The following is a 24,717-nucleotide window of genomic DNA, read 5'->3' as shown; positions in this document are numbered from 1 at the left end:
GGTATATTTGTCTAGTTGTATAGTAAAGGCGAAGAGTTGTCTAGCATGAACGACACGGCCCGTGAAAACGACCGCAAGACCTGGATGAGCCTTCTTGCCAAGGCCCCGTCAGGCCGTCTTGCAGCACTTTGGTCCGAAGCCGGATACGCGCCCGAGCATAGTTTTCTGCGCACACCCGAACAGGGGGCGGTCATGGTGCAGGGGCGTACGGGCGCAACCGGTGCCCCCTTCAATCTGGGTGAGATGACCGTGACCCGGTGTGCTGCAAAGCTGGCGGATGGCACCGTCGGGCATGGCTATGTGCAGGGGCGCGATAAGGCCAAGGCGGTCACGGCGGCCTTGATTGACGCGCTGATGCAGACCGATCAGGCGCCAGAGGTGCGGGCCGCCATTCTGACCCCGCTGGCACACGAGGCACAGCGCGCTGCGGAGGTGAAGGCGGCCAAGGCTGCCGCGACAAAGGTGGAATTTTTCACACTGGTGCGAGGAGAGGATTGATGCAGGCACAGATGCTTGAGGGCGGATTTGCCGAAGCGCCGCGGGACGCGGCCATCGCGTTTCGCGCCGCGATGCGCGCCATGGCGATGCCCGGCGCGATCGAGACGCTGACCGGTGCGGCGGGGCCTGCACCGCTATCTCCTGCCGCGTCCGTGTTGTTGCTGACCCTCTGCGATCCAGACACGCCGATCCACTTGGCGTGGGCGCATGACACACAAGACGTGCAGGAGTGGATCACCTTCCATACCGGTGCACCCTTTGTCGCCGCTGATCAGGCGATGTTTGCGCTGGGGTCCTGGGAGGCGTTGGCGCCGCATCAAGACTACGCCATCGGCACGGCGGAATACCCGGACCGGGCCGCCACGCTGATCGTGGAAATGCCCGCGCTGGCAGCGCAGGGCGCCTGTCTTTCCGGGCCCGGTATCGAGACCGAGGCACAGCTCACCGTGCCCGATATCGCGTTTTCGCAGGTCAATGCGCGGCTCTACCCGCTTGGCGTGGACATGTTTCTCACCCATGGCAACCGCGTTGCAGCGCTGCCCAGATCGACACAGGTGCGCTGATGTATGTTGCGGTGAAAGGCGGCGAGCGGGCGATTGACAACGCGCATGCGCTGCTGGCGGAAAAACGGCGCGGTGATACGTCGGTTGTCGAGCTGAGCGTGGCGCAGATCCGCGAGCAGCTGAGCCTCGCGGTTAATCGCGTGATGGCGGAAGGTTCGCTTTTTGATCCCGATCTTGCGGCGCTTGCGATCAAACAGGCGCAAGGGGACCTGATCGAGGCCATTTTCCTCATCCGGGCTTACCGGACGACCTTGCCCCGCTTTGGATCGTCCCGACCCATCGAGACAGGTCAGATGGCCTGTACGCGCCGCGTGTCGGCCACATTCAAGGACGCGCCGGGCGGGCAGGTGCTGGGGCCAACGTTTGATTACACACACCGTCTGCTCGATTTTAAACTGATGGCAGATGGCGAAGTGCCGGAGGCCGAAACAGCACCTCCGCGCACTGAACCCACGCCCCACATCATGGATTTTCTCAACACCGAAGGGCTGATCGAAGAGGAAGAGGCGCATGACGACACCCCGCCGGATCTGACCCGTGTGCCACTGGAATTGCCTGCCGAGCGGCCTCTGCGGTTGCAGTCGCTGACGCGAGGAGACGAGGGGTTCATCCTTGGTATGGCCTATTCGACCCAGCGGGGATATGCGCGCAACCACGCCTTTGTCGGGGAATTGCGCACTGGCACCGTGCCGGTAGAGATGGAGATCCCCGAACTCGGGTTTGCCATCGAGATCGGAGAGATCGAGGTCAGCGAGTGCGAGACCGTAAACCAGTTCAAAGGCTCAAAGACAGAACCTCCGCAGTTCACACGTGGCTATGGCCTGATCTTTGGGCAGTCGGAACGCAAAGCCATTTCCATGGCGCTGGTGGACCGGGCGTTGCGGTGGAAGGAGTTGGGCGAGGATGACGTCGGTGCGCCCGCGCAGAACGAGGAATTCGTCCTCTATCATGCGGATAACATCCAGGCGACAGGCTTTCTGGAGCACATCAAGCTGCCCCATTACGTTGATTTCCAGGCGGAACTGGAGCTGGTGCGCAAGATGCGCGCAGAAGCTCAGACCGGTTTGCAGGAGGCCGCGGAATGACGTCAGTCGCCACCATCTCCGCCATCGCCTGCGTCGGAACCGTCGGACATTGTGGGGCCGTCGTCGACGAAATCGAATGTGTTTTCGCACCAGGCGGCAAACTCGCTGCCGGGCCAGAAAATAATCACCGCAGAGCGCAGCATCAACAGTGCGAGAATGCCGCCGATCACGATGATGCCGATCATGTCGCCGTCCATATGGTCTCCTCCAATTGGCATCGGCGCGCATTTTCGCGCCCAAAAGAGGCAGCACTATGACCGACTACAATTTTGCCTATCTGGACGAGCAGACCAAGCGGATGATCCGGCGCGCGATCCTCAAGGGGCTGGCCGTGCCTGGATATCAGGTTCCCTTTGCCAGTCGCGAGATGCCGATGCCCTACGGCTGGGGCACAGGCGGCGTTCAGCTCTCGGCTGCGGTGATGACCCCGGATGATACGTTCAAGGTCATAGATCAGGGATCGGATGACACCACCAACGCGGTCTCGATCCGGCGGTTTTTTGAACGCACCGCCGGTGTGGCGGTCACCGAGGAGACGCAGGAGGCAACCGTAATCCAGACGCGGCACCGCATTCCGGAGACGCCGCTGGAGGCGGGGCAGATCCTTGTCTATCAGGTGCCGATCCCGGAACCGCTGCGATTTCTGGAACCGTCCGAGGTGGAGACCCGCAAGATGCACAGCCTGGAGGAATACGGGCTGATGCACGTCAAGCTCTATGAAGACATCAGCCAGCATGGCGCGATTGCCACGGCCTATGCCTACCCGGTGATGGTGCGGGACCGCTATGTCATGGACCCGTCCCCCATTCCCAAGTTTGACAACCCGAAACTGCACAGCCCGGCGATCCAGCTGTTCGGCGCAGGTCGGGAACAGCGCATCTACGCGGTGCCGCCCTTTACGAAGGTGGTGAGCCTTGATTTCGAAGATTATCCCTTTGAGGCCAGCAAGGCGGAGGGGGCTTGCGCGCTTTGCGGGGCGGATAACAGTTATCTAGACGAGGTCATCATGGATGATGCGGGCCACCGGATGTTCGTCTGTTCGGACAGCGATTTTTGTACCACCCGTCGCGCGCGGGGGCATGTGGGGACGGAAGGAGTACCGTCATGAAGGACATGACGCAGGATACCGACGTGCTGCTGTCGGTCCGGGGGCTGTCCAAGTTCTATGGTGCTCGAATTGGTTGCACGGAGGTCAGTTTTGATCTCTTCCCCGGTGAGGTGATGGGGATTGTCGGGGAAAGCGGGTCGGGCAAATCGACCTTGCTGAACTGCATGGCCGGGCATCTGGCGCCCGACTGTGGCGAAGTGCTCTTTGCGGGCCGCGATGGTGATTTGCAGGATACGCTAAAGATGTCGGAGCCGGAACGCCGCATGCTGGGCCGAACCGATTGGGCCTTTGTGCATCAGCATGCGCGCGACGGGCTGCGGATGAATGTCTCCGCGGGCGGCAACGTAGGTGAACGGCTGATGGCCGTGGGCGCGCGGCACTATGGGGCGATCCGCGAGGGGGCTGTTGACTGGCTGGGCCGGGTCGAGATTGCCGAGGACCGTATAGATGATCGCCCCACGGCCTTTTCCGGCGGCATGCAGCAGCGGCTGCAGATCGCGCGCAACCTGATCACTGGACCGCGGCTGGTCTTCATGGATGAACCGACAGGAGGGCTCGATGTCTCCGTGCAGGCGCGGCTGCTTGACCTGTTGCGCGGGCTGGTGCGCGAGATGGGGCTGTCGGCGGTGATCGTAACCCATGATCTGGCCGTCGTACGGTTGCTGGCCGACCGGCTCATGGTGATGAAGGACGGGCTTGTGGTGGAAAGCGGTCTGACCGATCAGGTTCTGGATGATCCGCAACATGGCTACACCCAGCTGCTGGTCAGCTCGGTTTTGCAGGTATGAGGGCAAGATGATCGAACTCAGAGACGTCTCAAAGCAATTCGTTCTGCACAATCAGGGCAGTGCCGTCATTCCCGTTCTTCAAGGGGCCGCGTTGCAGGTGTCGCACGGTGAATGTGTGGCGCTGACGGGCAATTCGGGGGCGGGCAAATCCACCCTGATGCGCATGGTCTACGGGAACTATCTGGCGGATGCTGGCGCGATTGTGGTGGATGGGGTTGATCTGGTCACCGCCGCCCCGCGCGACATCCTCGCACTGCGCCGTCAGTCGCTGGGATATGTCAGTCAGTTTCTGCGCGTGGTGCCCAGGGTGCCAACGCTGGAGGTGGTTGCCGAGCCGTTGTTGATGCTGCGGGTGGAACGGGCGGCGGCAATGGCACGGGCGGAACAGCTGCTCGGGTTGCTCAATATCCCCGAAAGGCTCTGGTCGCTCAGCCCCACCACGTTTTCGGGGGGCGAGCAGCAGCGGGTCAATATCGCCCGTGGATTTGCCTATAGTTACCCGGCGCTTTTGTTAGATGAACCCACAGCCAGCCTTGATCCGGTCAACCGCGCGGTTGTCCTGTCGCTGATCGAAGAGGCCAAGGCGCGCGGGGCCGCGATCCTGGGGATTTTTCATGACGCCGAGGCGCGTGCGCGCGTCTGCGATCGCAGTATCGATGTCTCCGATTTCACGCCAAAGGCCGCCTGAGGTGGCGGGGCGTCTCGTCGCCGTTGTCGGCCCGTCGGGTGTGGGCAAGGATTCCGTGATGGATGGGCTCTGCGCGGCGCACCTCGATCTGCGCCGCGTCAAACGCACCATTACCCGACCGGCTGAGGCCGGGGGTGAAGATTTTCACGCGGTTTCATCGGAGCAGTTTGACCAGATGCGGAATGCGGGCGCGTTCATCCTGTCGTGGGGGGCGCATGGCTTGCACTACGGCATTCCGGCAACGGTGCGCGATGTACTCGCTTCCGGGCGGGATGCGATTGTGAACCTGTCGCGTGGCGTTCTGGTCGAGGCAGATGAGAGGTTTGACCACCTGCATGTGATCTCTCTGGTCGCCGATCCCAGAGTCCTCGCGGATCGTCTGGCCAGCAGAGGCCGCGAGACTGCGGCGGATATCGAAAAGCGGCTCTCCCGCGAAGGGGCTACGCTGCCGGAAGGCGTGAACATCACTCAGGTCCGCAATGACCGCCCTCTGGATGATACATTGGCGGAGATCGAAGCGCTCTATTTCCCGGTCAGCGTGTAGCGATGAATCTCATGGAACATCTCTCCGTCACCTTCCCCGACCAAGGTCAGGCTGTCGATGACAAAGGGGCGCGGCGGCAGGTCGCCGAAATGGGCGTTCGCATCCGCCATGACCTTTCCCACGAGGTCCTGCGGCAGCGGGCCGGAGAGTGTCATGTGAAACTTGAAAGCCCCCATCACGTAGGGATAGCCCCAAGTGCGCAGGTTCTCGTCTTGCAGCGGCGTAAGGTTGGATTGCCTGCGCCGCGCCAGTTCGCCTTCGGTCGGTGGCGCCCGAAAGACGTCGAGGTCGCGTACGGCATGTCCCGCAAGCTCCGCAAGATCACGCACGTCTCCGACGGGCGTAAGCGCGACAAAGGACCCGATCCGCGAGAGCGTGAGCCCTTCCAAAGCCACCGGCGCAAGACGCTGCGACAGTTCTTCCAATGCCGCCTTCAAGTCCTTGACGGTTGTGTTATCGGCCAGCCGGAACGGCGGCTTGATGGTGCCGTGAAACCCGTATTTACGCGGGCGCGCCGTAACCGTGTCATCCGGCATGCCAACCGACCGTCCCGCAGCCAGATCCCACCCCAGCCAAGATGCCCCGGCATCGGAAAACGCGCCGGGGCGTGGTGTGAAATAGACGCCGTATCGGGTAAAGCGCATCTGTCTATATCCTTCAATCGTCCCGCAGTTTTTCAGGTAAGGTTAACACGCTCATGACATCCCAAACCATCTTCGCCAATGCCAAAGTCGTGCTGCCCAAAGAAGTTGTGGTGGGATCGGTCTGTATCACCGATGGCCAGATCACCAGCATCGACAGCGGAGCGGCCGTGCCCGCTGGCACCATCGATTGCGAAGGTGACTACCTCTGCCCCGGACTGATCGAATTGCACACCGACAACCTCGAACGCCACATGATGCCGCGCCCCAAGGTTGACTGGCCACATGACGCCGCCATCGTTGCCCACGACGCGGAACTGGCAGGCGTCGGGATCACCACGGTTTTCGATGCCATAAGGGTGGGCTCGATTGTCGACGACACACCCAGCCGCTTCCCCCGCTACGCGCGCAATCTGGCAAGCGAGATCGAGAACATGCGCCGTCAGGGGGCGTTGCGGATCAGCCACCACCTGCATCTGCGGGCCGAGGTTTGCTCTGAAACCCTGCCGGAGGAGTTGGAGGAGTTCGGGCCCGACGACCGCGTGGGTATCGTGTCTCTGATGGATCACACGCCCGGCCAGAGGCAGTTTCGCAATATGGCGCAATTCGAGGCCTACGTACGCGGCAAACGCGGGTTGAGCGCCGAGGAATTCGAGGCGCATGTGATCCGGTTGACGGAGCTTCGGGCGCGGCTTGGCGATGCGCATGAAACAGCCACGGTCGCCGCGACAAAAAGGCTGGGCGCCACCCTGGCAAGCCACGATGACACGACGCCGGATCAGGTTGCGGCCTCTGCCCGTCATGGGGTCCGGGTTGCCGAGTTTCCAACAACGCTGGAGGCCGCAGAGGCCTGCCGGACCGAAGGTATCGGGATTGTCATGGGGGCGCCGAACCTGGTCCGTGGTGGCTCACATTCCGGCAATATTGCCGCTAGAGCACTGGCGGAGAATAATTTGTTGGACATCCTGTCATCGGACTACGTGCCCGCAGCCTTGCTGAAAGGAGCGGTGCAGCTGGGCGAGATCTGGGGTGACATGGCGCGCGGGTTGGCGACGGTAACGGCGAACCCCGCGGCGGGCAGCGATTTGCGTGACCGTGGGCGGATCGAGACCGGTTTGCGCGCGGATATCACCCGGTTCCGGGTGATGGGAGAAGCCCCCATCGTGCGCGGCGTGTGGTCAAATGGCTGTCGGGTTAGCTAGAATCCCCTCTTGTCAATCGGCGCCCGCTCTGGCCTGATCCGTCGCAATACGACCCCAATAAGGACACGCTTTTCATGCGCGCGATGCAAGTCACCGACCTCGGCCAACCGCTGAGCCTTCAGGATATCCCCATGCCAGCGGCAGGCCCCGGCCAGGTGCAGGTCAAGGTCCACACCTGCGGCCTGAATTTCGGCGATTTGTTGATCATCAAGGGCGCCTATCAGGAAAAGCCTGAGCTGCCATTCACTCTTGGTATGGAACTCTGCGGCACCGTGACCGAAGTTGGCGAGGGCGTCGAGAACCTGGCCGTTGGTCAGCGCGTGGCGGCGTATTGCGGGTTCGATGCGCTGGCGGACTATGCGGCGATCCCCGCCAATATCTGCGTGCCGATCCCTGATGAGATGAGTGATGAAGACGCTGCCGCCTTTTTGATCGCTTATGGCACCAGCCACGTGGCGCTGGACTACAAGGCGCATCTGCAACCGAACGAGCGCCTGCTCGTGCTCGGGGCCTCAGGCGGTGTCGGTTTGACGGCCGTGGAACTGGGCAAGCTGATGGGGGCAGAGGTGATCGCCGTGGCGCGCGGCAAGGCCAAGCTGGAGGTCGCGAAATCCATGGGCGCGGATCATCTCATTGATTCCGAGACGGATGATATTCGCAGCACCGTCAAGGCATTGGGTGGGGCGGACGTGGTCTATGACCCGATTGGCGGCGATCAGTTCAAAGCCGCTCTGCGGGCGTGCAACGCCGAGGCGCGTCTCATTCCCCTCGGCTTTGCCAGCGGTGACGTGCCACAGATCCCGGCCAACCATCTGTTGGTCAAGAACCTGACCGTCATCGGCTTCTATTGGGGCGGGTACACCCGCGTGAACCCCAAGGTGCTGACCGATAGCTTCAAGGTCCTGATTGACTGGTATGTAGAGGGCAGGATCAAACCACATGTCAGCAACGTGCTGCCTCTGGAGGAGGCAAACGCCGCGCTCGATCTGTTGCGCACGCGAAAGGCCACCGGCAAGGTTGTCGTCAAGATCGGTTAACGAGCCCGCGCAAAGGAGTGGCGCTTTCGCCAATGGCTGCCATTCTTGGAAGATCACGCCACTGCAACCACTCTAACCCGCACGTTGGATCAAGCGCAGTCATGACAATCGCCGGGGCGGGCATAGCGGGGATACCGCACCAGACCGTTATCCCAAGGGCTTGTACTATCGATCATAACGCCCATCATCTCTGTCGCCCTGGTCGTTTTCACGGCGTTGCGCCAGGGACGTGGAGCCTTGGCCTCCAATACCCACGCGACACTCTCGTCGCCGGGGTGCCTTAGCTCAGCAGGATCATCAGCGCGCTTACTGTGATCAGAAGTGCCATGATCCGGCTGAACCACCGGGCACTTGCGCCCGCACCAAGCAGTTTTCGCAGAGCCTCCCCCGCGAAAACCCAGGCCGAATTGCTGAGTGGAGCAACAATCATGAATACCGCGATCATTATTGCGGTACGTGCAAAGACATCATCCGCCAACTCAGAGTACGCAGCGGTTACCGCAATCAAGATTGTCCAGGTCTTTGGATTGACGAGTTGAAAGAGTGCAGCCTGATGAAAGCGCATGGGCTGGGCACCTGCCTCTTGTGCCTTGGGGGATGCAGCGGTCTGCGCGCGAAACGTCGGGGCTGCGAACTGCCAGGCCAGCCAAAACAACCAGACGGCGCCACATGTTTTCACAATAACCAGAAGGCTTGGAAACTGGATCAGCACAGCACCCAACCCCAGCGCGACCGTTCCAAGCATGGCCGCGAATCCAATGGCGATGCCAAGGACATGCGGGACAGTACGCCGCCAGCCAAACGCACCCGCGGATGCCATCACCATGAAGTTGTTTGGCCCCGGCGTGATCGAGGCAACAAGCGCGAAACCAATGAAAGTCCATAAGAGTTCAACATTCATATCTATGATTTCCTATCAGGGGTTTTGATCATGGAACGAGGATGACGGACCCAGTGGTCGCGCGCGCCTCTAAATCCGCATGTGCCGAAACCGCATCTTTGAATGCGTAGCTGGTCATTCTTGGCCTGCGCAGTTTTCCGTCGCCCATCGCTGCCAACAAACGCTGTGCGGCGCTTTCAAGCTCTCTCCGGTCAGCGGTGTAGTGGGCAATAGAGGGGCGCGTCACAAAGAGCGAACCCAACCCGCCAATGGATGCGACATTGAGCGGAGGAACCGGGCCTGAGCTTTCACCAAAACTTACCAGTGTTCCGCGGGGTCGCAGGCATCGCAAAGACTCTGTAAAAGTATCCGCGCCAACCGAGTCAAAGACGACCGAGACGCCCTTGTCCCGGGTGATCTCCGCGACCTGCGTCTGAAAACCATCCTGTGTGTAAAGGATGACTTCATCACAGCCGTTGGCGTAGGCGATTTCGGCCTTCTCCTGTGTGCTGACCGTCCCGATGACTTTGACACCATTCGCCTTTAACCATTGGCAGGCGATCGATCCGACACCACCGGCAGCTGCGTGGAACAAAACAATTTCACCGGGACCAACGGTCACGCAGCGATGAACAAGATACTCTGCGGTCAGGCCCTTAAAGAGCATCGCTGCCACAGTTTCGCTGTTCAGATCACTTGGAACTTTGAGTGCGCGTGCAGTCGGCACGTTGCGGTGCGTGGCGTAGCCTCCCAGGGGACCGCCTGCATAGGCGATCCGGTCCCCAGTTCTGAACCCAGTCACGTCAGGCCCAATCGCTCTGATCGTGCCAACACCTTCCATGCCCAACGGGCTGGGAAGCGGCTGTTTTGGCGCGAATACACCTTTTCGGTGATAGATATCGATGAAATTCACCCCGATAGCGGTATGCGCGATTTGTACCTCTCCTGCGGCTGGAGCCGGGACTGGTATGTCTTGCAGGGTGAGGTTTTCTGGCCCTCCGTATTCGGAAAAAACAAAGGCCTGGGCTGTTATTGTCATATCGTTACTTTCATTCAGGAGTGCAGCCCCCTAGGGGCGGGGCTTTTTGTTTGTGGCAATCGGTCTTTGCGTCGCTGCCGCAGCAGCACCGGTGGCCAGAATTGCCCCCGCGGCGAGCAAGCTGTGCTTTACCTCTCCAGTCGTATCGATCAGCCATCCCGCACCGACCGGACCCAGGGTTTGCCCGACAGCGAAAACCAGGGTGAACAGGCTGACCGATTTGGCCCACATCTGCTGCGGTAGGTTCTTTTTGCTAAAGCTTGTTACCGCGCCGGGACCGATGAAAACGGCCAATCCAAACACCGCAGCGGATAGGAAAAGCCCCAGATGTCCGGTCCAGAACACCGGTAACACTGTTCCGATGGCAACCACGCCAGTTGCAAGCGCCAAGGGAATACCGGAGGCAAATCTTGCAAGTAGTCCACGCCAGACGAAGGGTGATGCGATGATCGCAATCCCAATCGTTATCCAGACAAATGAGACCAGCAAAAAATCTGCAGGCAGCGCATTCATCCAGGCGCCAATGAACTTCAGATACACAATGTATCCCGCTGCGAAGAGACCATAGCCCAGCAATGCAGCCATCATCTTGCGGGCGGGCAGAGCCGATGCACCTGCAGCTGCAGATGTCGGCAGGTGCACGGTCATTGCGGCCCAGATTGATAAAGGGCAAGCCAGCAGGCTCGCACTGCCCAGAGCGATCCAGGACATGGGCCAGGCACCTGCGCCGTGGTATTCAAACAAAGTCGGCAGTGTGGCGCCACTCAGGATCATGCCCAAGCCACCGCCGCCGGTCCGTCATCTTGCAGCACCGCGCATCAGCACCCGCGCCGCATCGCGTGCGGCACGGATGGGGTCATCAGACTGTTGAACATATGCCCCCACAATTCCCCCATCCCAAAGGACAAGGATTTGCCGAGCGAGCATGTCAGGATCGACGAACACCGCTGGTGTCAGATGCTCAAGCAGGTTGTCGAGGATCCAGTCCTTATGCTTTTTTGCCAGTGCATGGGCAGCACTGTTCGGGGCGGCGGCTTCAACGGCGAAGTTGATAAAGGCACATCCTCGAAACCCTTTGAGACCGGCCAGTTCCAAGGCAACAACGAAAAGGGCGAGCACCTTCTCAAAAGGCCCCTCAAGCGTTGACTGCACTGATGAGATCGATGCGCGCCGCAGCTCTGCTTCCTGCTCGAAAACAGCCAGCACAAGGTCATTTTGCAATCTGAAACTATTGTAGGGCGTCATGCACACGAACTGCGCCACATCTGTCAATTTGCTGATGCCGACATGCGGCGCACCTTCCTCGGGAGACAGTTTGCGCGATGTGTCGACGAGGCGATCACGAGGTGTGGCGGGGGCTTTTCCAGAATTGGGCATACCGGTCTACCTTTGCACCGGCGGCGTCACTCGTAGGCGTAGTAACGAAAGGTGGTTCGAGCGATCAGGCATGACCCAACACCGTGACATACGTCAACACCGCCGCGATGAGTGAAAAGCCTGCGGCAAACGCAAACATCAGTGGCCAGGAGTAGCCCGCTGCCACGCCGGCAAGTACAGCGCCCAAAGCACCGACTCCCTCCAACAGTACAAAAGCCAGCCCCAGAGTTGTCCCCTGGCGATGATCCGTGTGATCAACAGCCGTTGCAAGAACGGTTGCGCGTATGGCATCCAACGCCGCCACCGCAGCTGTCATCGCGGCGATCATGATCCAAAAAGGTGGCTGAAGAATGAGCGCGACTGCGGATAGGGCCGCCGCGCAGTTGCCCACGACCAAGACGACCCGACGGCCAATGCGATCGGATAGTTTGCCCACCCAGGGCTGTGCGAAAGCACCAACAACTAGCAGCGCCGAAAACGTCACACCAACGGCCACGGGCGCAAGCTCTCGTTCATCCGTGAGGTAGAAAGGGATCATGCTCAAAAGCGCGATCAGGGCCATATTATAAGAGCAAATCATCGCCGCGATGCGCGACCCGCTGCCCCGCCGCCAGACATGCAAGAGATCTTTGAAGTCCTGTTTGTTGAACGCTGGCGTCTCGACATGGGGAATCCTACGGGCGACCCAGGAGAACCCTGCGCCCATCAGAATCGTTGGCAGAACAGAGATCATCAACGCATCGCGCCAGTCGACATAAACCAACAGGAAACCGACGGACAAGGGTGCTAAAACCTCAGCCAACGATCCGCCGATTGCATGCACCCCGAGTGCCTGAGCACGCTGGCCCGAGCTTTCCTGAGTTAGAACACCGGTGGCAATCGGATGCCAGGCCGCGTTACCCATACCTGCAAAGGCCAGCAGCAGCGCGAAGCTCCAGTACCCCGGCGCCTTGGCCGCCAGTACATAGCCGATTGCAACCCACCAAAAGGTTGCAATCAACAATCGTCCTCGGTTCGAGACGTGATCCGTCAGGATACCGGCGGGCAGATAGGCCAAGGCACCGCCAATACTGAAGATGGTGAAGAGAAGCCCGATCTCTGCCGCCGAAAGATCCATGGCAATGCCAGCCGCCGGCACGATCAGCCAAAGTGAGGCAATGGGCCAATCGTTCGCCAGATGCCCAATGGCAAACCAAGTCAGCAATGTGCGTCTTTGCATTGGGGAGGCCTGCGTTGAAACCAAGTAACTGGAGTTGTGTAGCAAGGCACGATATGTCTTTCAGTCGACGCTAAGGCAATTGATATCGAGAAAACGTCAAACATCATGAGCGCAAGCAACGGCACATCTTCAAACTCTGCCATTCCCATGGGCAGACCGCGATTTCTGGGCGAAGTCGTCAAGTCCGTGTCAGGCGAACACTCCGACTGGCATTCTCATGACTTCGGGCAGCTCATCTCCTCGACCCGCGGATCAATGTATGTGGGCACCGCGCATCGAGTTCTGTTGCTCAGCCCCGCGATGGCAATCTGGATCCCGCCAGATGCAGAACACTGGATGCGGACCGGATTGAACAACGAGATGCTGTATGTCGATGTAAACCGGGAGGAGGCCAAAGAGCTGAACAGTGACTGCCATATCCTGGCGATGACGCCACTCTTGAGTGCCCTCATGCACGCGACTTTGCCAACACAAGCCGCTGCGCGAACCTCTGAGCACACAGATGCACTCCACCGTTTGCTGCGCTGTGAACTCGTCGCAGGAAAAGATGTGGCACTGTCCGTGGTAATGCCGTCGGACAAGCGCATTCGCAATTTTGCACAAACAGCACTGGAGAACCCGGCACCTGTTGAATCAGTCGACAGTTGGCTCATCAACGCCGCCGCAAGTCGCAAGACAATTGAGCGTTTGTTCATCGCGGAAACGGGCATGACCCCCGCCCGGTGGCTACGACACGTACGCATTCTGCACGCCGTGTCGCAGATTTCTGCAGGGCAGAAAATCAGTTCAGTCGCCTTTGACATGGGGTACGACTCGACGAGTGCGTTTAGCTACATGTTTCGGAAAACCCTCGGGGTGACGCCCCGCAGCTTCTTGCCGAATACAGCCGTTCTCAGGTCCACTGCGGAGTGATGACAAGTTCTTTCGGCGTGCCAGCGAAACGCACGAAGTTTGGACCAAAGGCAGTGTAGGCTTCCACTCAGTGCGGTTGCGTCGGTCTGACCGAGCGCCATGGAAAATCAAACATCACGGTGCCGTACAAAAGCCAGGGCAAGGCCAAGTAAAACCAGAAAACCACCACATGTCCGATCCAGCCAAAGCGCGCCCCGATCGCTTAGAAACTGCATGGCTTTGGCACCAAGGCCGGCATAGGCAAACATCATTGCGACATCGACTGCAATAAAGACGAATGCCAAGGTTATGTATTGCGGAATGAGGGGCTCGGACGGGGTCAGGAACTGTGGTAGAAACGCGGAGAAGAACAGATACCCCTTAGGATTTGTTGCCGCCACAAGAAAGCTCTTGGCGAAGATGGTTCGTGAACTGTCTGGGGTACCCGCACTTTCATGGGTCGATTGAACCGGCACCGATCCGAGCGTCCCGGAAGATCTCAGCATTTGGAGGCCGATCCAGATGAGGTAGGCGACACCAATCGATTTGACGACCATGAACCAAAAGACCGAGGCCGCGAGAAGTGCCCCAAGTCCAAGAGCCGCAGCCGCAATCAGGATGCCATCGGAGAGTGCAGCGCCAAGTATCCCGTAACTGGCGCTGTACAGCCCGTATTTGGAGCCGTTGGATAACGCCATAAGAACGGTCGGCCCCGGCGTCATGACGACAATCATTGCCATCAGGGCGAATGTCAGCAGTGAGAGTTCCATCAGGCTTTGCCTGCGGTTGCTGGCAGATCAATCTCACGACGCTGGCGGATCGCGCCCAATACGCGAATGAAGATCACTACGACGGAGATTTGACCGAGGAGCACTGCGGGCCAGATCAAACCAATCTGCGCATCGAAGTATTTTTGCGGCCCGAATGAAACCAGTGCCATCAAAGCAGACAGAACACTCAGGGTCCGGCCAGTCGCAGTCCTCAGCGGGTGGGTGATCAGGGCCGATAGAGCGCTCGATACGGAGGCCCCAAGAAAAGGCGCGATTCCGAAAAGCGGTGTGGTCACAGGCGGGTGCGGTTTGACCTCGGCGTAGAGCGCAGACAGCATAGTCACCTGCAATGCAATCAGTGTGACAAGGGCAGCAGAAGCTTGGCGATCAGCATGTGTCATTTCAGTTCCAATAAGCGTATTTCAGGTTACGGTTGTGTGTATCCGTAATATAGGTTACGGATTGTGTCAACAGGTTGGAGGCAATGAATTGCGAGAAGAGAAGCGGTCGCTGCGTCAAAAACAGATTGAAAATGCAGCCTATGAAGTCTTGGAAGCCAAAGGATATGGGGGCACCTCAATGCTTGGCATCGCAAAACAGGCGCGGGCCTCAAACGAAACACTCTACAATTGGTATGGGGACAAACAGGGCCTGTTTCAGGCGCTTGTCACCCGCAATGCGGAAGAAGTGAAAAGTCATCTCGAAGCCGAGTTGAAGACTGACAATGATGCCCTCTCAATTCTGGGCACTCTTGGTCCGAAACTGCTCAGCTTGCTCACTGGCGACAGGGCTGTCGCCCTGAATAGGGCTGCGGCGGCAGACAGCAGTGGTGAGCTTGGTGCAACGCTTTCAAAAGCTGGTCGGGAAACGGTCTTCCCATTGCTGGAACAGGTGATGTTGCGCGCGAGGGAGGAAGGCCAGCTTGCTTTTGAGCGGTCTGGCGAAGCAGTCGGTCTTTATCTCGACTTGTTAATTGGGGATCAGCAGATCCGGCGCGTTATTGGCCGCCTGCCAAGCCCCACTCCAGCGTTTTGTGCAGAACGTGCAGAACGTGCCTTGGGCCACCTCAGCCGATTGCTTGGCGCGCCAAGTCACCGTTGAGGCAAAGACTGGGTACTCAACATGAATACCCTCTTGCCCCTGAAAGCCACCTTACCATGGCAGGGCGGTGCGTGCAGGGTGATGCAATGGACATCAACCTCATCACGCCGCTGATGACCTAAATGTCAGAATGACGTCTTGGACTGACAATCCGGACCGGGCCGGTTACACCTGACGGCAATTGCGTGCCATGCGCCAATCAGGGTTATCCAAATGTCCTCAACCTCGCCGACCCTGCACTTGCTGTGCGGAAGAATTGCTTCAGGAAAATCCACACTGGCTTCTCAGCTGGGCAACTCAGACGGAGCAATTGTTATTGCCGAAGACGATTGGCTAGAGGCTCTCTATTCAGAGGAGTTGTCTTCAATATCGGACTATGGGCGTTGCGCTTCCAAACTTCGAAAGGTCATAGGCCCTCACGTAGTCTCGCTGCTAAATGCTGGGGTCTCGGTTGTTCTGGATTTCCAAGCGAACACGACCGGGACACGCGCCTGGATGCGGGGTATCCTTGAGCAGACGAACGCGGCTCACAAGCTTCACGTGCTTGATGTTCCCGAAGAGGTTTGCCTTGCAAGACTGAACGCACGCAATGCGCGAGGCGATCATCCGTTTGCTGCAACAGAGGAACAGTTTTGGCAGATTTCCAAACACTTTGTTGCGCCTTCTTTAGAGGAGGGGTTCAACATCGTAATGCACAAGCCTGCCGCCTACTCCTGATCAAGTTGGGCATTCGATCACGGTGCAGAATCTTGCGCTTTGGGTTGAAGGGACCACGCGCGTTGCTTTCAACGCCGCCGTACCGGCGCCCGCGCCACGATGCGGGCCTTTTGCTGCTCACGCAGGAAAACGAAGAGGCCGGAGCCGAGGATCAGCGCGATGCCGGCCCAGACCTCCCAGACCGGCAGTTCCGCAAAGATGAGCCAGCCCCAGAAGACCGCGAGCGGCAGGCCCACGTATTCGAACGGAGCGACTGTGGCGGCGTCGGCCATGCGGTAGGCCTGGCTGAGGCAATAGCCGACCACGGCGGCATTGGCCCCCATGCCCAGCATCACCCACCAGTCCGCGTTGGACGGCCAGACCCAGGCGCGCAGCAGGAACTGCATCGAGGGGTTGTCGATACCTTCCGCAAAGCGCCCGTCACCCGCGACCACATAGAATCCGACCGAGACCACGATGAATGTCGCCTGGATATAGACTGAGAGAGCTGAGGCCTTGCTCTCCACCCCGAGCTTGCGCGTCATCAACTGGTTGAGCGCATAGGTCAGCGCCGCCAGGACCGGCATCAGCAGCACAAGTCGCGAGGCCTGTAGGCTTTCCGCATCCGCCCAGGGCCGCTGCATAATGATCACGCCGGAAAAGCCGATCAGCACCGCGCTCATCCGGAAGAGACCGACTTTTTCACCCAGTATCGGGATCGACAGCAGCGTGATGAAAAGCGGCGCGGCAAAGAACAGGGCGGTGGCATCGGCCAGCGGGATCGCGGCAAGGGCGACGAAGTAGCTCATGTTGGCGATCACGATCAGCAGCCCGCGGATGAGGTGCAAAAACGGTCTGCGTGTCTTGAGGATGTGCCAGCCGCCTTCCATCTGCACCATGATCATGGAGAACATCAGCCCGATGGCTGAGCGCAGAAACACGATCTCATGCAGCGGATAGCCCCCCGACAGCTGCTTGATCAGCATGTCATTGATTGAGATTGCAAAAACACCTGCGAGCACGAAAAGGATGCCGAGGCCTGCGCGGTTTTGGGGGAGATTGGCCATAGCGCAGACCTATCAGCCCTGTCACTGCTGTCGAGCCTAGATACGACATGGCCGAATTCAGATTGGCGCATCCGCGCGGGCTGCGTTAGAACGATGAAACCCGAGCCAGGAGGAGCCCGCCCATGCAGATGTCAGACACCCGCCAGATCGCCGCCAGCCCTGCAGAGGTCTATGCTGCCCTGCTCAGCCCGGAGGTGCTGCAGGCCTGCGTGCCCGGCGCGCAGGATGTGACCGGGTCGCCCGAAGAGGGGTTCGAGGCAACGGTGGTGCAGAAGGTCGGGCCGGTGAAAGCGACCTTCAAGGGGGTCGTGACCCTGTCGGACATGGTGCCCGGCGAATCGCTGACCATCAGCGGTGAAGGGAAGGGCGGTGCGGCAGGTTTTGCCAAGGGTGGTGCAGAGGTGCGCGTGACCGCAAAGGACGGCGGCACAGAGCTCTCCTACGATGTCGAGGCCAAGGTCGGCGGCAAGCTGGCGCAACTGGGCAGTCGCATCATCGACGGCTTTGCCAAGAAGATGGCGGATCAGTTTTTCACCAACCTGCAAACCGCGCTGGAGGGTCCCGCGCCGGACGACGATGCACCCGAAGAGGAAAAGAAAAGCTGGCTGAAGCGCGTCACCGGCAAGGGCTGAGCGCCCGCCCGGCTGCGGTTTTGCGCACAGAGGGCTGCGGGATTTTGCACAGAACTGCACATATTATTTCGCCTTCCAATCTGTTGTTTCGCGAAACCGCACCCTAGGTTGCCCCGATCAGGCAGAGGACACGACTGGCATGCAGCCCATTCTGGACATCACCGACCTGCGCAAATCATACGGCGACGGGTTCGAGGCGCTGAAAGGCGTGAGCCTGCAGATTGCCCAGGGCGAGATCATAGCGCTTCTGGGTCCCAACGGCGCGGGCAAGACCACGCTGATCTCGACCGTCTGCGGCATCACCACCGCGACTTCGGGCACGGTCACTGTGGGCGGGCACGATATCATCAGCGATTTCAGGGCGGCGCGGTCGATGATCGGGCTGGTGCCGCAGGAGATCAACCTTGAGCCCTTCGAGAAGGTGATCAACACGGTGCGGTTTTCGCGCGGGCTGTTTGGCCGGAGCGCGGATGAGGCCGCGATCGAGAAGATCCTGCGGCAGCTGTCGCTCTGGGACAAGCGCAACAACCAGATCCGCGAGCTGTCGGGCGGCATGAAGCGCCGGGTGCTGATCGCCAAGGCGCTCAGCCACGAGCCGCGGCTGCTGTTTCTCGATGAGCCCACGGCGGGCGTGGACGTGGAGCTGCGCAAGGACATGTGGGAGATCGTCGAGGGGCTGAAGGCGGATGGCGTGACCATCGTGCTGACCACCCATTACATCGAGGAGGCCGAGGCAATTGCAGACCGTGTTGGCGTGATCGCCAAGGGCGAGTTGCTGCTGGTCGAGGACAAGGCGCGGCTGATGGCGCGCATGGGGCAGAAACAGCTCGACGTGCAGCTGTCTGCGCCGCTGGAGAATGTGCCCGAGGCGCTGGCGTCCTACGACCTGACGCTTTGCGATGGCGGGCGCACGCTGACCTACAGCTATGACACCCGGGCCGAGCGCACCGGCATCACCAAGCTGCTGCGCGATGTCTCCGAAGCCGGTCTGGTGCTGCGCGACGTGGTCACCCGGCAGAGCAGCCTTGAGGATATCTTTGTCGGTCTCGTGCACGAAGAAGAGGAGGCCACGTCATGAACTGGACCGCGATCAGGGCGATCTATCTCTTCGAGATGGCGCGGTTCTTCCGCACGCTGGCGCAGAGCCTGATTTCGCCCGTGCTCTCGACCTCGCTCTATTTCGTGGTCTTCGGGGCGGCCATCGGCAGCCGCATCCAGGAGATCGAAGGCGTGAGCTACGGTGCCTTCATCGTGCCGGGGCTGATCATGCTGTCGGTGATCACCCAGGCGATTTCCAACGCGTCTTTCGGGATCTATTTCCCCAAGTTCATCGGCACGATTTACGAGCTGCTCTCGGCGCCGGTGAATTTCCTCGAAATCGTGGCGGGCTACGTCGGGGCGGCGGCCACCAAGGCGCTGTTCATCGGGGTCATCATCCTGATCACCGCCTTCTTCTTTGTCGATGTGACCATCGCGCATCCGCTGGCCATGGTTTCGTTCCTGTTGCTGACCTGCCTGAGCTTTTCGCTCTTGGGCTTCATCATCGGCATCTGGGCGGGCAACTTCGAACAGCTGCAGCTGGTGCCTCTGCTGGTGGTCACGCCGCTGGTGTTCCTGGGCGGCGCTTTCTATTCAATTTCAATGCTGCCGCCGGTGTGGCAGACGATTTCCTACTTCAACCCTGTGGTTTACCTGATCTCGGGATTTCGCTGGGCATTTTTCGGCAGCGCGGATGTGCCGATTGCCCTGTCCCTGCTGGCGATTGCCGGGTTCACGCTGGCCTGCCTTCTGGTCATCGGCTGGATTTTCAAATCCGGGTGGCGCATCCGGCAATAAAGACGCAGGATAAAACTCTCCTTACGCGCCTCCTTGTTTGCCGGGGGTCGCCATTCTACATGGGGTCACATGAAACGCTGGATACCCTTTGTAAAATCGGACCCCACGGTCGCGATCATTCGTCTGTCGGGCATGATCAGCGCCTCCGGGCGCGGCGCCCTCAATGACGCAAGCCTCGGCCCCGTCATCGAAAAGGCATTTTCACGCGGCAAACCGGATGCGGTGGTGCTGGAAGTGAACTCGCCCGGCGGAAGTGCTGTGCAATCCTCGCTCATCGGCAGCCGCATCCGACGGCTGGCCGAGGAGAAGGACGTGCCGGTGATCGCCTTTGTCGAGGATGTCGCGGCATCCGGTGGCTATTGGCTGGCCACGGCAGCGGATGAGATTTATGCCGATGACAGTTCTGTTGTTGGCTCCATCGGGGTGATCTCGGCTTCTTTTGGGGCGCATGAATTTCTGGTCAAGCAGGGCATCGAGCGGCGCGTTTATACAGCCGGCAAGTCGAAATCCATGCTCGACCCGTTCCGCCCGGAGAACCCCGAAGATGTCGCGCGGCTGAAAGAGCTGCTGGAAGACATCCACGTCAACTTCAAGGATCACGTGACCGCGCGGCGCAAGGGCAAGCTTCCGGAAGATCGCGACCTTTTCACTGGTGAGATCTGGCTAGCACGCAAAGCGGTTGATCTGGGGCTGATCGACGGGATCGGGCACCTCAAGCCGATGATGCAGGAGCGTTTTGGCGAGAAGGTGAAGTTCCGCCGCTACGGCGTGCGCAAACCTTTCCTCGCCCGCTTTGGCGCGCAGATCATGGGCGATGCGCTGCACGGCATCGAAGAGCGCAGCGCCTTTGCGCAGTTCGGGCTATAGATTTTATGATTTTCAAGATCGTCACCCTTTTCCTGGTCGTCATGGGCGTCCTTGCGATGTTCGGCAAGATGCACTGGCTGGGGGGTAAACGCCTTGAAAATGCCAAATGCCGCCGCTGCGGGCGGTATCAGATTGGACGTGGTCCCTGTTCCTGCGGCAAAGGTGGAAATGCATGATCATGCCCTGGCTCCTGTGCGGCTTCGGCCTTGTGCTGTTGCTGCTGGCCGGGGACGCGCTGGTCAAGGGTGCGGTCAATGTATCGCTGCGCCTCGGTGTGCCTGCACTGATTGTCAGCCTGACAATCGTCGCTTTTGGAACATCCGCGCCTGAACTGCTGATCTCCGTGCAGGCCATCCGGGACAACGCACCAGGGCTGGCACTGGGGAACGTTGTGGGCTCGAACACCGCCAACATCCTGCTGGTGCTCGGCGTGCCTGCCTTGCTCGCGACAATGCACACGGCTGAGTGCAATACCCGCAAGACCTACAACATCATGATTGCGGCGAGCCTGCTGTTTATTGCACTGGCGTTTCGCGGGGTGTTCGACTGGATCGCGGGCACGGTGTTGCTCTTGGGGCTTGCCTTGATGCTGGGGGATGCATTTCGGGACGCGCACCTGCATCGTCAGGCTTGCAAGGGCGCGCCCGACGATGAGCCTGAGGGCGCTGATCCGGATATGCCTTGGTGGCGCATCGTCGTCTTTCTGGTGCTGGGATTGATCGGCCTGCCTCTGGGGGCCGATCTGCTCGTGGACAATGCGACCATCATTGCCAAGCAATACGGCGTTTCAGATACTGTGATCGGTTTGACGCTGGTCGCGATCGGTACCTCGCTGCCGGAACTGGCCACGACGGTGATGGCGGCGTTGCGTCGGCAGGCAGATGTCGCCCTGGGCAATGTTATCGGGTCCAACATGTTCAACCTGCTGGCCATCATCGGGATCGCCAGTTTCGTGGGGCCAATCCCTGTTGATCCCGGGTTCCTGGCCTTCGATCTCTGGGTCATGCTGGGGGCCTCTGTCCTTTTGCTTCCTTTCGTCTATCTAAGCTGGAACATCACGCGGTTCTGGGGCGTGATCCTGAGTGGTCTCTACGTGACCTATCTGGTGATCGTGCTCAGCTAGGAGGGAGTGGGCATGGCGACAGCATTGGTAACCGGTGCGGGGCACCGGATCGGACGCGCAATCGCGCTTTATCTGTCAGGGCGGGGGTTTGATGTGGCGGTGCACTACGCCTCTTCCCATCAGGGCGCGCAGGAGACGGTATCCGGTATCGAGGCTGCAGGGGGCCGGGCCGTGGCACTGCAGGCCGATCTGTTGAAGGATGCGGAGACCGGGGCGCTCTTTGACGCGGCTGTGAAGGCGTTCGATGAACCTGTGACCTGTCTGGTAAATAACGCCTCGATCTTTGAATATGATACGCTGGCAACCGCAACGCGGGAGAACTGGGATCGCCATATGCAGAGCAATTTGCGCGCGCCCTTTCTGTTGATGCAGCGCGTGGCGGCGCAGGGGCTCGCACCGATGATCGATGACGCAGGGGAGCCACGGGCGGCAGGCCTTATCGTGAACATGATCGATCAGCGGGTTCGCAAGCTGACCCCGGAGTTCATGACCTACACGCTCGCCAAAATGGGTCTCTGGGCGCTGACACAAACCGCGGCCCAGGCCCTCGCTCCGGCGATCCGGGTCAACGCCATCGGGCCGGGCCCGACGCTGCGGGGGGGGCGCCAATCGGCAGAACACTTTGCCAAACAGCGTGCAGCGACCACGCTGGAAAGGGGCTCGAACACACAGGATATGACTGCGGCGCTCGGCTATTTTCTGGATGCTCCTGCCGTCACCGGTCAGTTGCTCTGCGTAGATGGTGGACAGCATCTGGCGTGGCAAACACCGGATGTGCTGGGCGTGGAATAAGCGCTGCCGAATGAAAGTTTTGCACGGGCTTAATGAGTGTTACAAATTCGTTACCAAAATGCCTTTGTTTTCAAAAACTTGCACTGTGCATAAGAAAATATTATTTGAAAACAAGGGCTTGAGTAATTGCCTATTTTTTAGGCAAATCGCTGAAATGCCCCAATTGCAAAGGAAAAATCCGAATGCCTGGAAGTTATCGGCAGAGTTATCCACATGATCCGTGGACAGCTTATCCCTTGCAGTCCCTTCACCTACAGTGCAGCCAAGGCTAAGAATCAGGCCTATGGATATGTCAGACCAGCATGAGACGCAGCCTAAGGATGTGGCGACCGGTTACGAGGTAATCCAGAGTTATCTGAAGACACTGGACACCTCGCCGGGGGTGTACCGGATGCTCGATGCTGAAAGCCGTGTGCTTTACGTTGGCAAGGCGCGTAATTTGCGCGCGCGGGTGAGCAATTATGCACGCCCTTCGGGACACTCTGCGCGGATCGCGCGGATGATCTCAATGACCGCGTCGATGATGTTCCTGACAACGCGCACTGAAACCGAGGCGCTGCTGCTGGAGCAGAACCTCATCAAGCAGCTCAAGCCTAAGTTCAATGTGCTGTTGCGTGACGACAAGAGCTTTCCGAATATCCTGGTGACGGCGGATCACGATTTTCCGCAGATCAAGAAGCACCGGGGCGCGAAAAAGGAAAAGGGGTCGTATTACGGGCCTTTTGCCAGCGCGGGCGCGGTGAACCGAACACTGAACCAGTTGCAGCGGGTGTTCCTGTTGCGCGACTGTTCCAATGCCATGTTCGAGAGCCGGACGCGGCCCTGTCTGCAATTTCAGATCAAGCGGTGCAGCGCACCTTGCGTGGGCAAGATCAGCGCCGAGGACTATGGCCAGACGGTGCGCGATGCAGAGAAGTTCCTGACCGGCAAGACAACGGATATTCAGGCACGGCTGGCGACCGAGATGAGCGCGGCGTCGGAGGCGATGGCGTTCGAGCGGGCAGCCGCGCTGCGCGACCGGATCAAGGCGCTGACGCAGGTGCAGACAGCGCAGGGCATCAATCCGCAGAGCGTGGCGGAGGCGGATATCATCGCCCTGCACATGGATGGTGGGCAGGCCTGCGTGCAGGTGTTTTTCATTCGCGCGAACCAGAACTGGGGGAACAAGGATTACTACCCGCGTGTGGGGCCGGATGTGGATGCGGCAGAGGTGCTGGAGGCCTTCATCGGGCAGTTTTACGACACGCGAGAGCCGCCGCGACAGCTGATCCTGAGCAATGAGATCGAGAACCCGGACCTGATGGCCGAGGCGCTGACCGGGAAGCTGGGGCGCAAGGTGGAGCTGCTGGTGCCGCAGCGGGGAGAGAAGGCGGAGTTGATCGATTCCGCGCTCAGGAATGCGCGCGAGAGCCTGGCCCGCAAGATGGCGGAGACGGCAACGCAAGCGCGACTGATGAAGGGTGTGGCGGAGGCCTTTGGGCTGGAAGCACCGCCTGCGCGCATCGAGGTTTATGACAACAGCCACATTCAGGGGGCCTTTGCGGTGGGCGCGATGATCGTGGCGGGGCCCGAGGGGTTCATGAAAAATCAGTACCGCAAGTTCAACATCCGCGGCGAGGAGCTGACGCCCGGGGATGATTTCGGAATGATGAAAGAGGTGCTGACGCGCCGCTTTAAGCGGTTGATCAAGGAGGATCCTGAGCGAAAGGAGGGGCATTGGCCGGATCTTTTGTTGATCGATGGGGGCGCCGGGCAGGTGAGTGCGGTGCGCGAGATCATGGAGGTCCATGGGGTCGGTGACATTCCGATGGTCGGGGTCGCAAAGGGGATCGACCGGGATGCGGGCAAGGAAGAGTTCTATCGCACCGGCAGGCAGCCTTTTGCGCTGCGCCACAACGACCCCGTGCTTTATTTCATCCAGCGCATGCGGGACGAGGCGCACCGCTTCGCCATCGGAACCCATCGTGCAAAACGGGCGAAATCGGTGGGGGCGACGCCTCTCGACGATGTGCCCGGCGTGGGCGCGGCGCGAAAACGGGCATTGCTGGCGCATTTCGGCTCAGCCAAGGCGGTGGCGCGGGCGAACCTGAGCGATCTCAAGGCGGTCGACGGGGTGTCCGGGGCGCTTGCCGAGAAAATCTATGATTTCTTCCACGAACGCGGGTAATCGGATTTGGCTTTTCCAAGAAAAACCAATGCCTCCGGCGGGGATATTTTTGGCCAGAAGAAACAGGCTTACGGCGTTTTTTACTGCGGTGTGGCCTTCACGGCGG

29 protein-coding genes and 1 pseudogene are annotated in these 24,717 nt (G+C 59.8%); 19 read left to right on the top strand and 11 right to left on the bottom strand.

Annotated features, from left to right (window positions below; all coding sequences use genetic code 11):
• The first annotated feature begins 45 nt into the window (after nucleotides 1–45).
• The 3 genes from phnG to Q1A07_RS05530 are packed head-to-tail and all read left to right on the top strand — an operon-like array spanning nucleotide 46 to nucleotide 2,146.
• Nucleotides 46–498, top strand: a complete 453-nt coding sequence (gene phnG / locus Q1A07_RS05540) for a phosphonate C-P lyase system protein PhnG (protein WP_299778522.1) — start codon at nucleotides 46–48, stop codon at nucleotides 496–498.
• Nucleotides 498–1,061, top strand: coding sequence for a phosphonate C-P lyase system protein PhnH (gene phnH, locus Q1A07_RS05535; RefSeq protein WP_299778520.1), 564 nt, complete (start codon nucleotides 498–500; stop codon nucleotides 1,059–1,061). Before phnG ends, phnH begins: the two co-directional genes overlap by 1 nt.
• The gene (locus Q1A07_RS05530) at nucleotides 1,061–2,146 is read left to right on the top strand and encodes a carbon-phosphorus lyase complex subunit PhnI (protein WP_299778518.1); all 1,086 of its coding nucleotides are present in this window, start codon (nucleotides 1,061–1,063) and stop codon (nucleotides 2,144–2,146) included. Before phnH ends, Q1A07_RS05530 begins: the two co-directional genes overlap by 1 nt.
• Before the next feature lie 2 nt (nucleotides 2,147–2,148).
• Here the strand turns inward: Q1A07_RS05530 and Q1A07_RS05525 are convergent, their stop codons facing one another.
• On the bottom strand, nucleotides 2,149–2,343 hold the full coding sequence (locus tag Q1A07_RS05525; protein WP_299778516.1) for a hypothetical protein: 195 nt from the start codon (nucleotides 2,341–2,343) through the stop codon (nucleotides 2,149–2,151).
• A gap of 56 nt (nucleotides 2,344–2,399) precedes the next feature.
• Between Q1A07_RS05525 and Q1A07_RS05520 the strand changes: the two genes are divergently transcribed.
• Genes Q1A07_RS05520 through phnN form a run of 4 tightly spaced genes read left to right on the top strand, consistent with a single transcriptional unit; the run spans nucleotide 2,400 to nucleotide 5,274 of the window.
• On the top strand, nucleotides 2,400–3,254 hold the full coding sequence (locus tag Q1A07_RS05520; RefSeq protein ID WP_299778514.1) for an alpha-D-ribose 1-methylphosphonate 5-phosphate C-P-lyase PhnJ: 855 nt from the start codon (nucleotides 2,400–2,402) through the stop codon (nucleotides 3,252–3,254).
• 5 nt (nucleotides 3,255–3,259) lie between these two features.
• Nucleotides 3,260–4,042 carry a phosphonate C-P lyase system protein PhnK gene (gene phnK / locus Q1A07_RS05515; protein WP_299779190.1) on the top strand — a complete coding sequence of 261 codons (783 nt, stop codon included), beginning with the start codon at nucleotides 3,260–3,262 and terminating at the stop codon, nucleotides 4,040–4,042.
• A 7-nt stretch (nucleotides 4,043–4,049) separates the two neighbouring features.
• Nucleotides 4,050–4,730: a phosphonate C-P lyase system protein PhnL gene (gene phnL, locus Q1A07_RS05510; RefSeq protein ID WP_299778512.1), complete on the top strand. Its 681-nt coding sequence runs from the start codon at nucleotides 4,050–4,052 to the stop codon at nucleotides 4,728–4,730.
• Nucleotides 4,699–5,274 carry a phosphonate metabolism protein/1,5-bisphosphokinase (PRPP-forming) PhnN gene (phnN, locus tag Q1A07_RS05505; RefSeq protein ID WP_299778510.1) on the top strand — a complete coding sequence of 192 codons (576 nt, stop codon included), beginning with the start codon at nucleotides 4,699–4,701 and terminating at the stop codon, nucleotides 5,272–5,274. The genes phnL and phnN overlap by 32 nt, the downstream gene beginning before the upstream one ends.
• Here phnN and Q1A07_RS05500 read toward each other — a convergent pair.
• Nucleotides 5,253–5,918, bottom strand: coding sequence for a DUF1045 domain-containing protein (locus Q1A07_RS05500; protein ID WP_299778508.1), 666 nt, complete (start codon nucleotides 5,916–5,918; stop codon nucleotides 5,253–5,255). The two genes, phnN and Q1A07_RS05500, sit on opposite strands and share 22 nt — an antisense overlap.
• A 53-nt stretch (nucleotides 5,919–5,971) precedes the next feature.
• Here Q1A07_RS05500 and Q1A07_RS05495 point away from each other — a divergent pair, with 53 nt between their 5' ends.
• A complete protein-coding gene (locus Q1A07_RS05495; protein ID WP_299778506.1) occupies nucleotides 5,972–7,117 on the top strand; it encodes an alpha-D-ribose 1-methylphosphonate 5-triphosphate diphosphatase in 1,146 nt (381 codons plus the stop codon).
• A gap of 74 nt (nucleotides 7,118–7,191) precedes the next feature.
• Nucleotides 7,192–8,154: an NADPH:quinone oxidoreductase family protein gene (locus tag Q1A07_RS05490; RefSeq protein ID WP_299778504.1), complete on the top strand. Its 963-nt coding sequence runs from the start codon at nucleotides 7,192–7,194 to the stop codon at nucleotides 8,152–8,154.
• 280 nt (nucleotides 8,155–8,434) lie between these two features.
• Here Q1A07_RS05490 and Q1A07_RS05485 read toward each other — a convergent pair whose 3' ends face one another.
• From Q1A07_RS05485 to Q1A07_RS05460, 6 genes and pseudogenes are all read right to left on the bottom strand, one after another.
• A complete protein-coding gene (locus tag Q1A07_RS05485) occupies nucleotides 8,435–9,055 on the bottom strand; it encodes a LysE family translocator (RefSeq protein ID WP_299778502.1) in 621 nt (206 codons plus the stop codon).
• Nucleotides 9,056–9,083: 28 nt separating this feature from the next.
• Nucleotides 9,084–9,701 (bottom strand): zinc-binding dehydrogenase, encoded by a 618-nt coding sequence (locus Q1A07_RS05480; protein WP_299779188.1) that lies wholly within the window; start codon nucleotides 9,699–9,701, stop codon nucleotides 9,084–9,086.
• Nucleotides 9,702–9,809: 108 nt separating this feature from the next.
• A pseudogene (locus Q1A07_RS05475) lies at nucleotides 9,810–10,073 on the bottom strand (alcohol dehydrogenase catalytic domain-containing protein); the annotation flags it as partial.
• A gap of 30 nt (nucleotides 10,074–10,103) precedes the next feature.
• A complete protein-coding gene (locus Q1A07_RS05470; protein ID WP_299778500.1) occupies nucleotides 10,104–10,853 on the bottom strand; it encodes a YbfB/YjiJ family MFS transporter in 750 nt (249 codons plus the stop codon).
• A gap of 18 nt (nucleotides 10,854–10,871) precedes the next feature.
• Nucleotides 10,872–11,450, bottom strand: a complete 579-nt coding sequence (locus Q1A07_RS05465; RefSeq protein WP_299778498.1) for a hypothetical protein — start codon at nucleotides 11,448–11,450, stop codon at nucleotides 10,872–10,874.
• A gap of 64 nt (nucleotides 11,451–11,514) precedes the next feature.
• Nucleotides 11,515–12,669: an MFS transporter gene (locus Q1A07_RS05460; RefSeq protein WP_299778496.1), complete on the bottom strand. Its 1,155-nt coding sequence runs from the start codon at nucleotides 12,667–12,669 to the stop codon at nucleotides 11,515–11,517.
• A gap of 105 nt (nucleotides 12,670–12,774) precedes the next feature.
• Between Q1A07_RS05460 and Q1A07_RS05455 the strand changes: the two genes are divergently transcribed.
• Nucleotides 12,775–13,581 (top strand): AraC family transcriptional regulator, encoded by an 807-nt coding sequence (locus Q1A07_RS05455; RefSeq protein ID WP_366944022.1) that lies wholly within the window; start codon nucleotides 12,775–12,777, stop codon nucleotides 13,579–13,581.
• A gap of 107 nt (nucleotides 13,582–13,688) precedes the next feature.
• On the opposite strand, the gene Q1A07_RS05450 is transcribed toward Q1A07_RS05455, so the two are convergent.
• Both Q1A07_RS05450 and Q1A07_RS05445 read right to left on the bottom strand, forming a co-directional pair.
• A complete protein-coding gene (locus tag Q1A07_RS05450) occupies nucleotides 13,689–14,330 on the bottom strand; it encodes a LysE family translocator (protein WP_299778494.1) in 642 nt (213 codons plus the stop codon).
• Nucleotides 14,330–14,731, bottom strand: a complete 402-nt coding sequence (locus Q1A07_RS05445; protein WP_299778492.1) for a hypothetical protein — start codon at nucleotides 14,729–14,731, stop codon at nucleotides 14,330–14,332. Before Q1A07_RS05445 ends, Q1A07_RS05450 begins: the two co-directional genes overlap by 1 nt.
• Nucleotides 14,732–14,819: 88 nt before the next feature.
• Here Q1A07_RS05445 and Q1A07_RS05440 point away from each other — a divergent pair, with 88 nt between their 5' ends.
• Nucleotides 14,820–15,431 (top strand): TetR/AcrR family transcriptional regulator, encoded by a 612-nt coding sequence (locus Q1A07_RS05440; RefSeq protein WP_299778490.1) that lies wholly within the window; start codon nucleotides 14,820–14,822, stop codon nucleotides 15,429–15,431.
• Between the two features lie 213 nt (nucleotides 15,432–15,644).
• Nucleotides 15,645–16,148 carry an ATP-binding protein gene (locus tag Q1A07_RS05435; RefSeq protein ID WP_299778489.1) on the top strand — a complete coding sequence of 168 codons (504 nt, stop codon included), beginning with the start codon at nucleotides 15,645–15,647 and terminating at the stop codon, nucleotides 16,146–16,148.
• Between the two features lie 68 nt (nucleotides 16,149–16,216).
• Here the strand turns inward: Q1A07_RS05435 and Q1A07_RS05430 are convergent, their stop codons facing one another.
• Complete coding sequence (locus Q1A07_RS05430) at nucleotides 16,217–17,194, bottom strand: DMT family transporter (protein ID WP_299778487.1); 978 nt, start codon at nucleotides 17,192–17,194, stop codon at nucleotides 16,217–16,219.
• A gap of 122 nt (nucleotides 17,195–17,316) precedes the next feature.
• On the opposite strand from Q1A07_RS05430, the gene Q1A07_RS05425 reads away from it, so the two are divergent.
• From Q1A07_RS05425 to uvrC, 7 genes are all read left to right on the top strand, one after another.
• Nucleotides 17,317–17,826: a CoxG family protein gene (locus Q1A07_RS05425; RefSeq protein WP_299778485.1), complete on the top strand. Its 510-nt coding sequence runs from the start codon at nucleotides 17,317–17,319 to the stop codon at nucleotides 17,824–17,826.
• 139 nt (nucleotides 17,827–17,965) lie between these two features.
• The gene (locus Q1A07_RS05420) at nucleotides 17,966–18,904 is read left to right on the top strand and encodes an ABC transporter ATP-binding protein (protein WP_299778483.1); all 939 of its coding nucleotides are present in this window, start codon (nucleotides 17,966–17,968) and stop codon (nucleotides 18,902–18,904) included.
• Nucleotides 18,901–19,662 carry an ABC transporter permease gene (locus Q1A07_RS05415; RefSeq protein ID WP_299778481.1) on the top strand — a complete coding sequence of 254 codons (762 nt, stop codon included), beginning with the start codon at nucleotides 18,901–18,903 and terminating at the stop codon, nucleotides 19,660–19,662. Before Q1A07_RS05420 ends, Q1A07_RS05415 begins: the two co-directional genes overlap by 4 nt.
• 69 nt (nucleotides 19,663–19,731) lie before the next feature.
• On the top strand, nucleotides 19,732–20,529 hold the full coding sequence (locus tag Q1A07_RS05410; RefSeq protein ID WP_299778479.1) for a S49 family peptidase: 798 nt from the start codon (nucleotides 19,732–19,734) through the stop codon (nucleotides 20,527–20,529).
• Nucleotides 20,530–20,704: 175 nt separating this feature from the next.
• Nucleotides 20,705–21,652, top strand: coding sequence for a calcium/sodium antiporter (locus Q1A07_RS05405; RefSeq protein WP_299779184.1), 948 nt, complete (start codon nucleotides 20,705–20,707; stop codon nucleotides 21,650–21,652).
• A 12-nt stretch (nucleotides 21,653–21,664) separates the two neighbouring features.
• The gene (locus tag Q1A07_RS05400; protein WP_299778477.1) at nucleotides 21,665–22,444 is read left to right on the top strand and encodes an SDR family oxidoreductase; all 780 of its coding nucleotides are present in this window, start codon (nucleotides 21,665–21,667) and stop codon (nucleotides 22,442–22,444) included.
• 289 nt (nucleotides 22,445–22,733) lie between these two features.
• Nucleotides 22,734–24,611 carry an excinuclease ABC subunit UvrC gene (uvrC, locus tag Q1A07_RS05395; RefSeq protein ID WP_299779182.1) on the top strand — a complete coding sequence of 626 codons (1,878 nt, stop codon included), beginning with the start codon at nucleotides 22,734–22,736 and terminating at the stop codon, nucleotides 24,609–24,611.
• Nucleotides 24,612–24,717: the final 106 nt, after the last annotated feature.

This window comes from uncultured Roseobacter sp., from assembly GCF_947492555.1.
Lineage (GTDB): Bacteria > Pseudomonadota > Alphaproteobacteria > Rhodobacterales > Rhodobacteraceae > Roseobacter.
The sequence above is the reverse complement of the archived record's forward strand: the minus strand, read 5'-3'. Positions and strand labels throughout refer to the sequence as shown.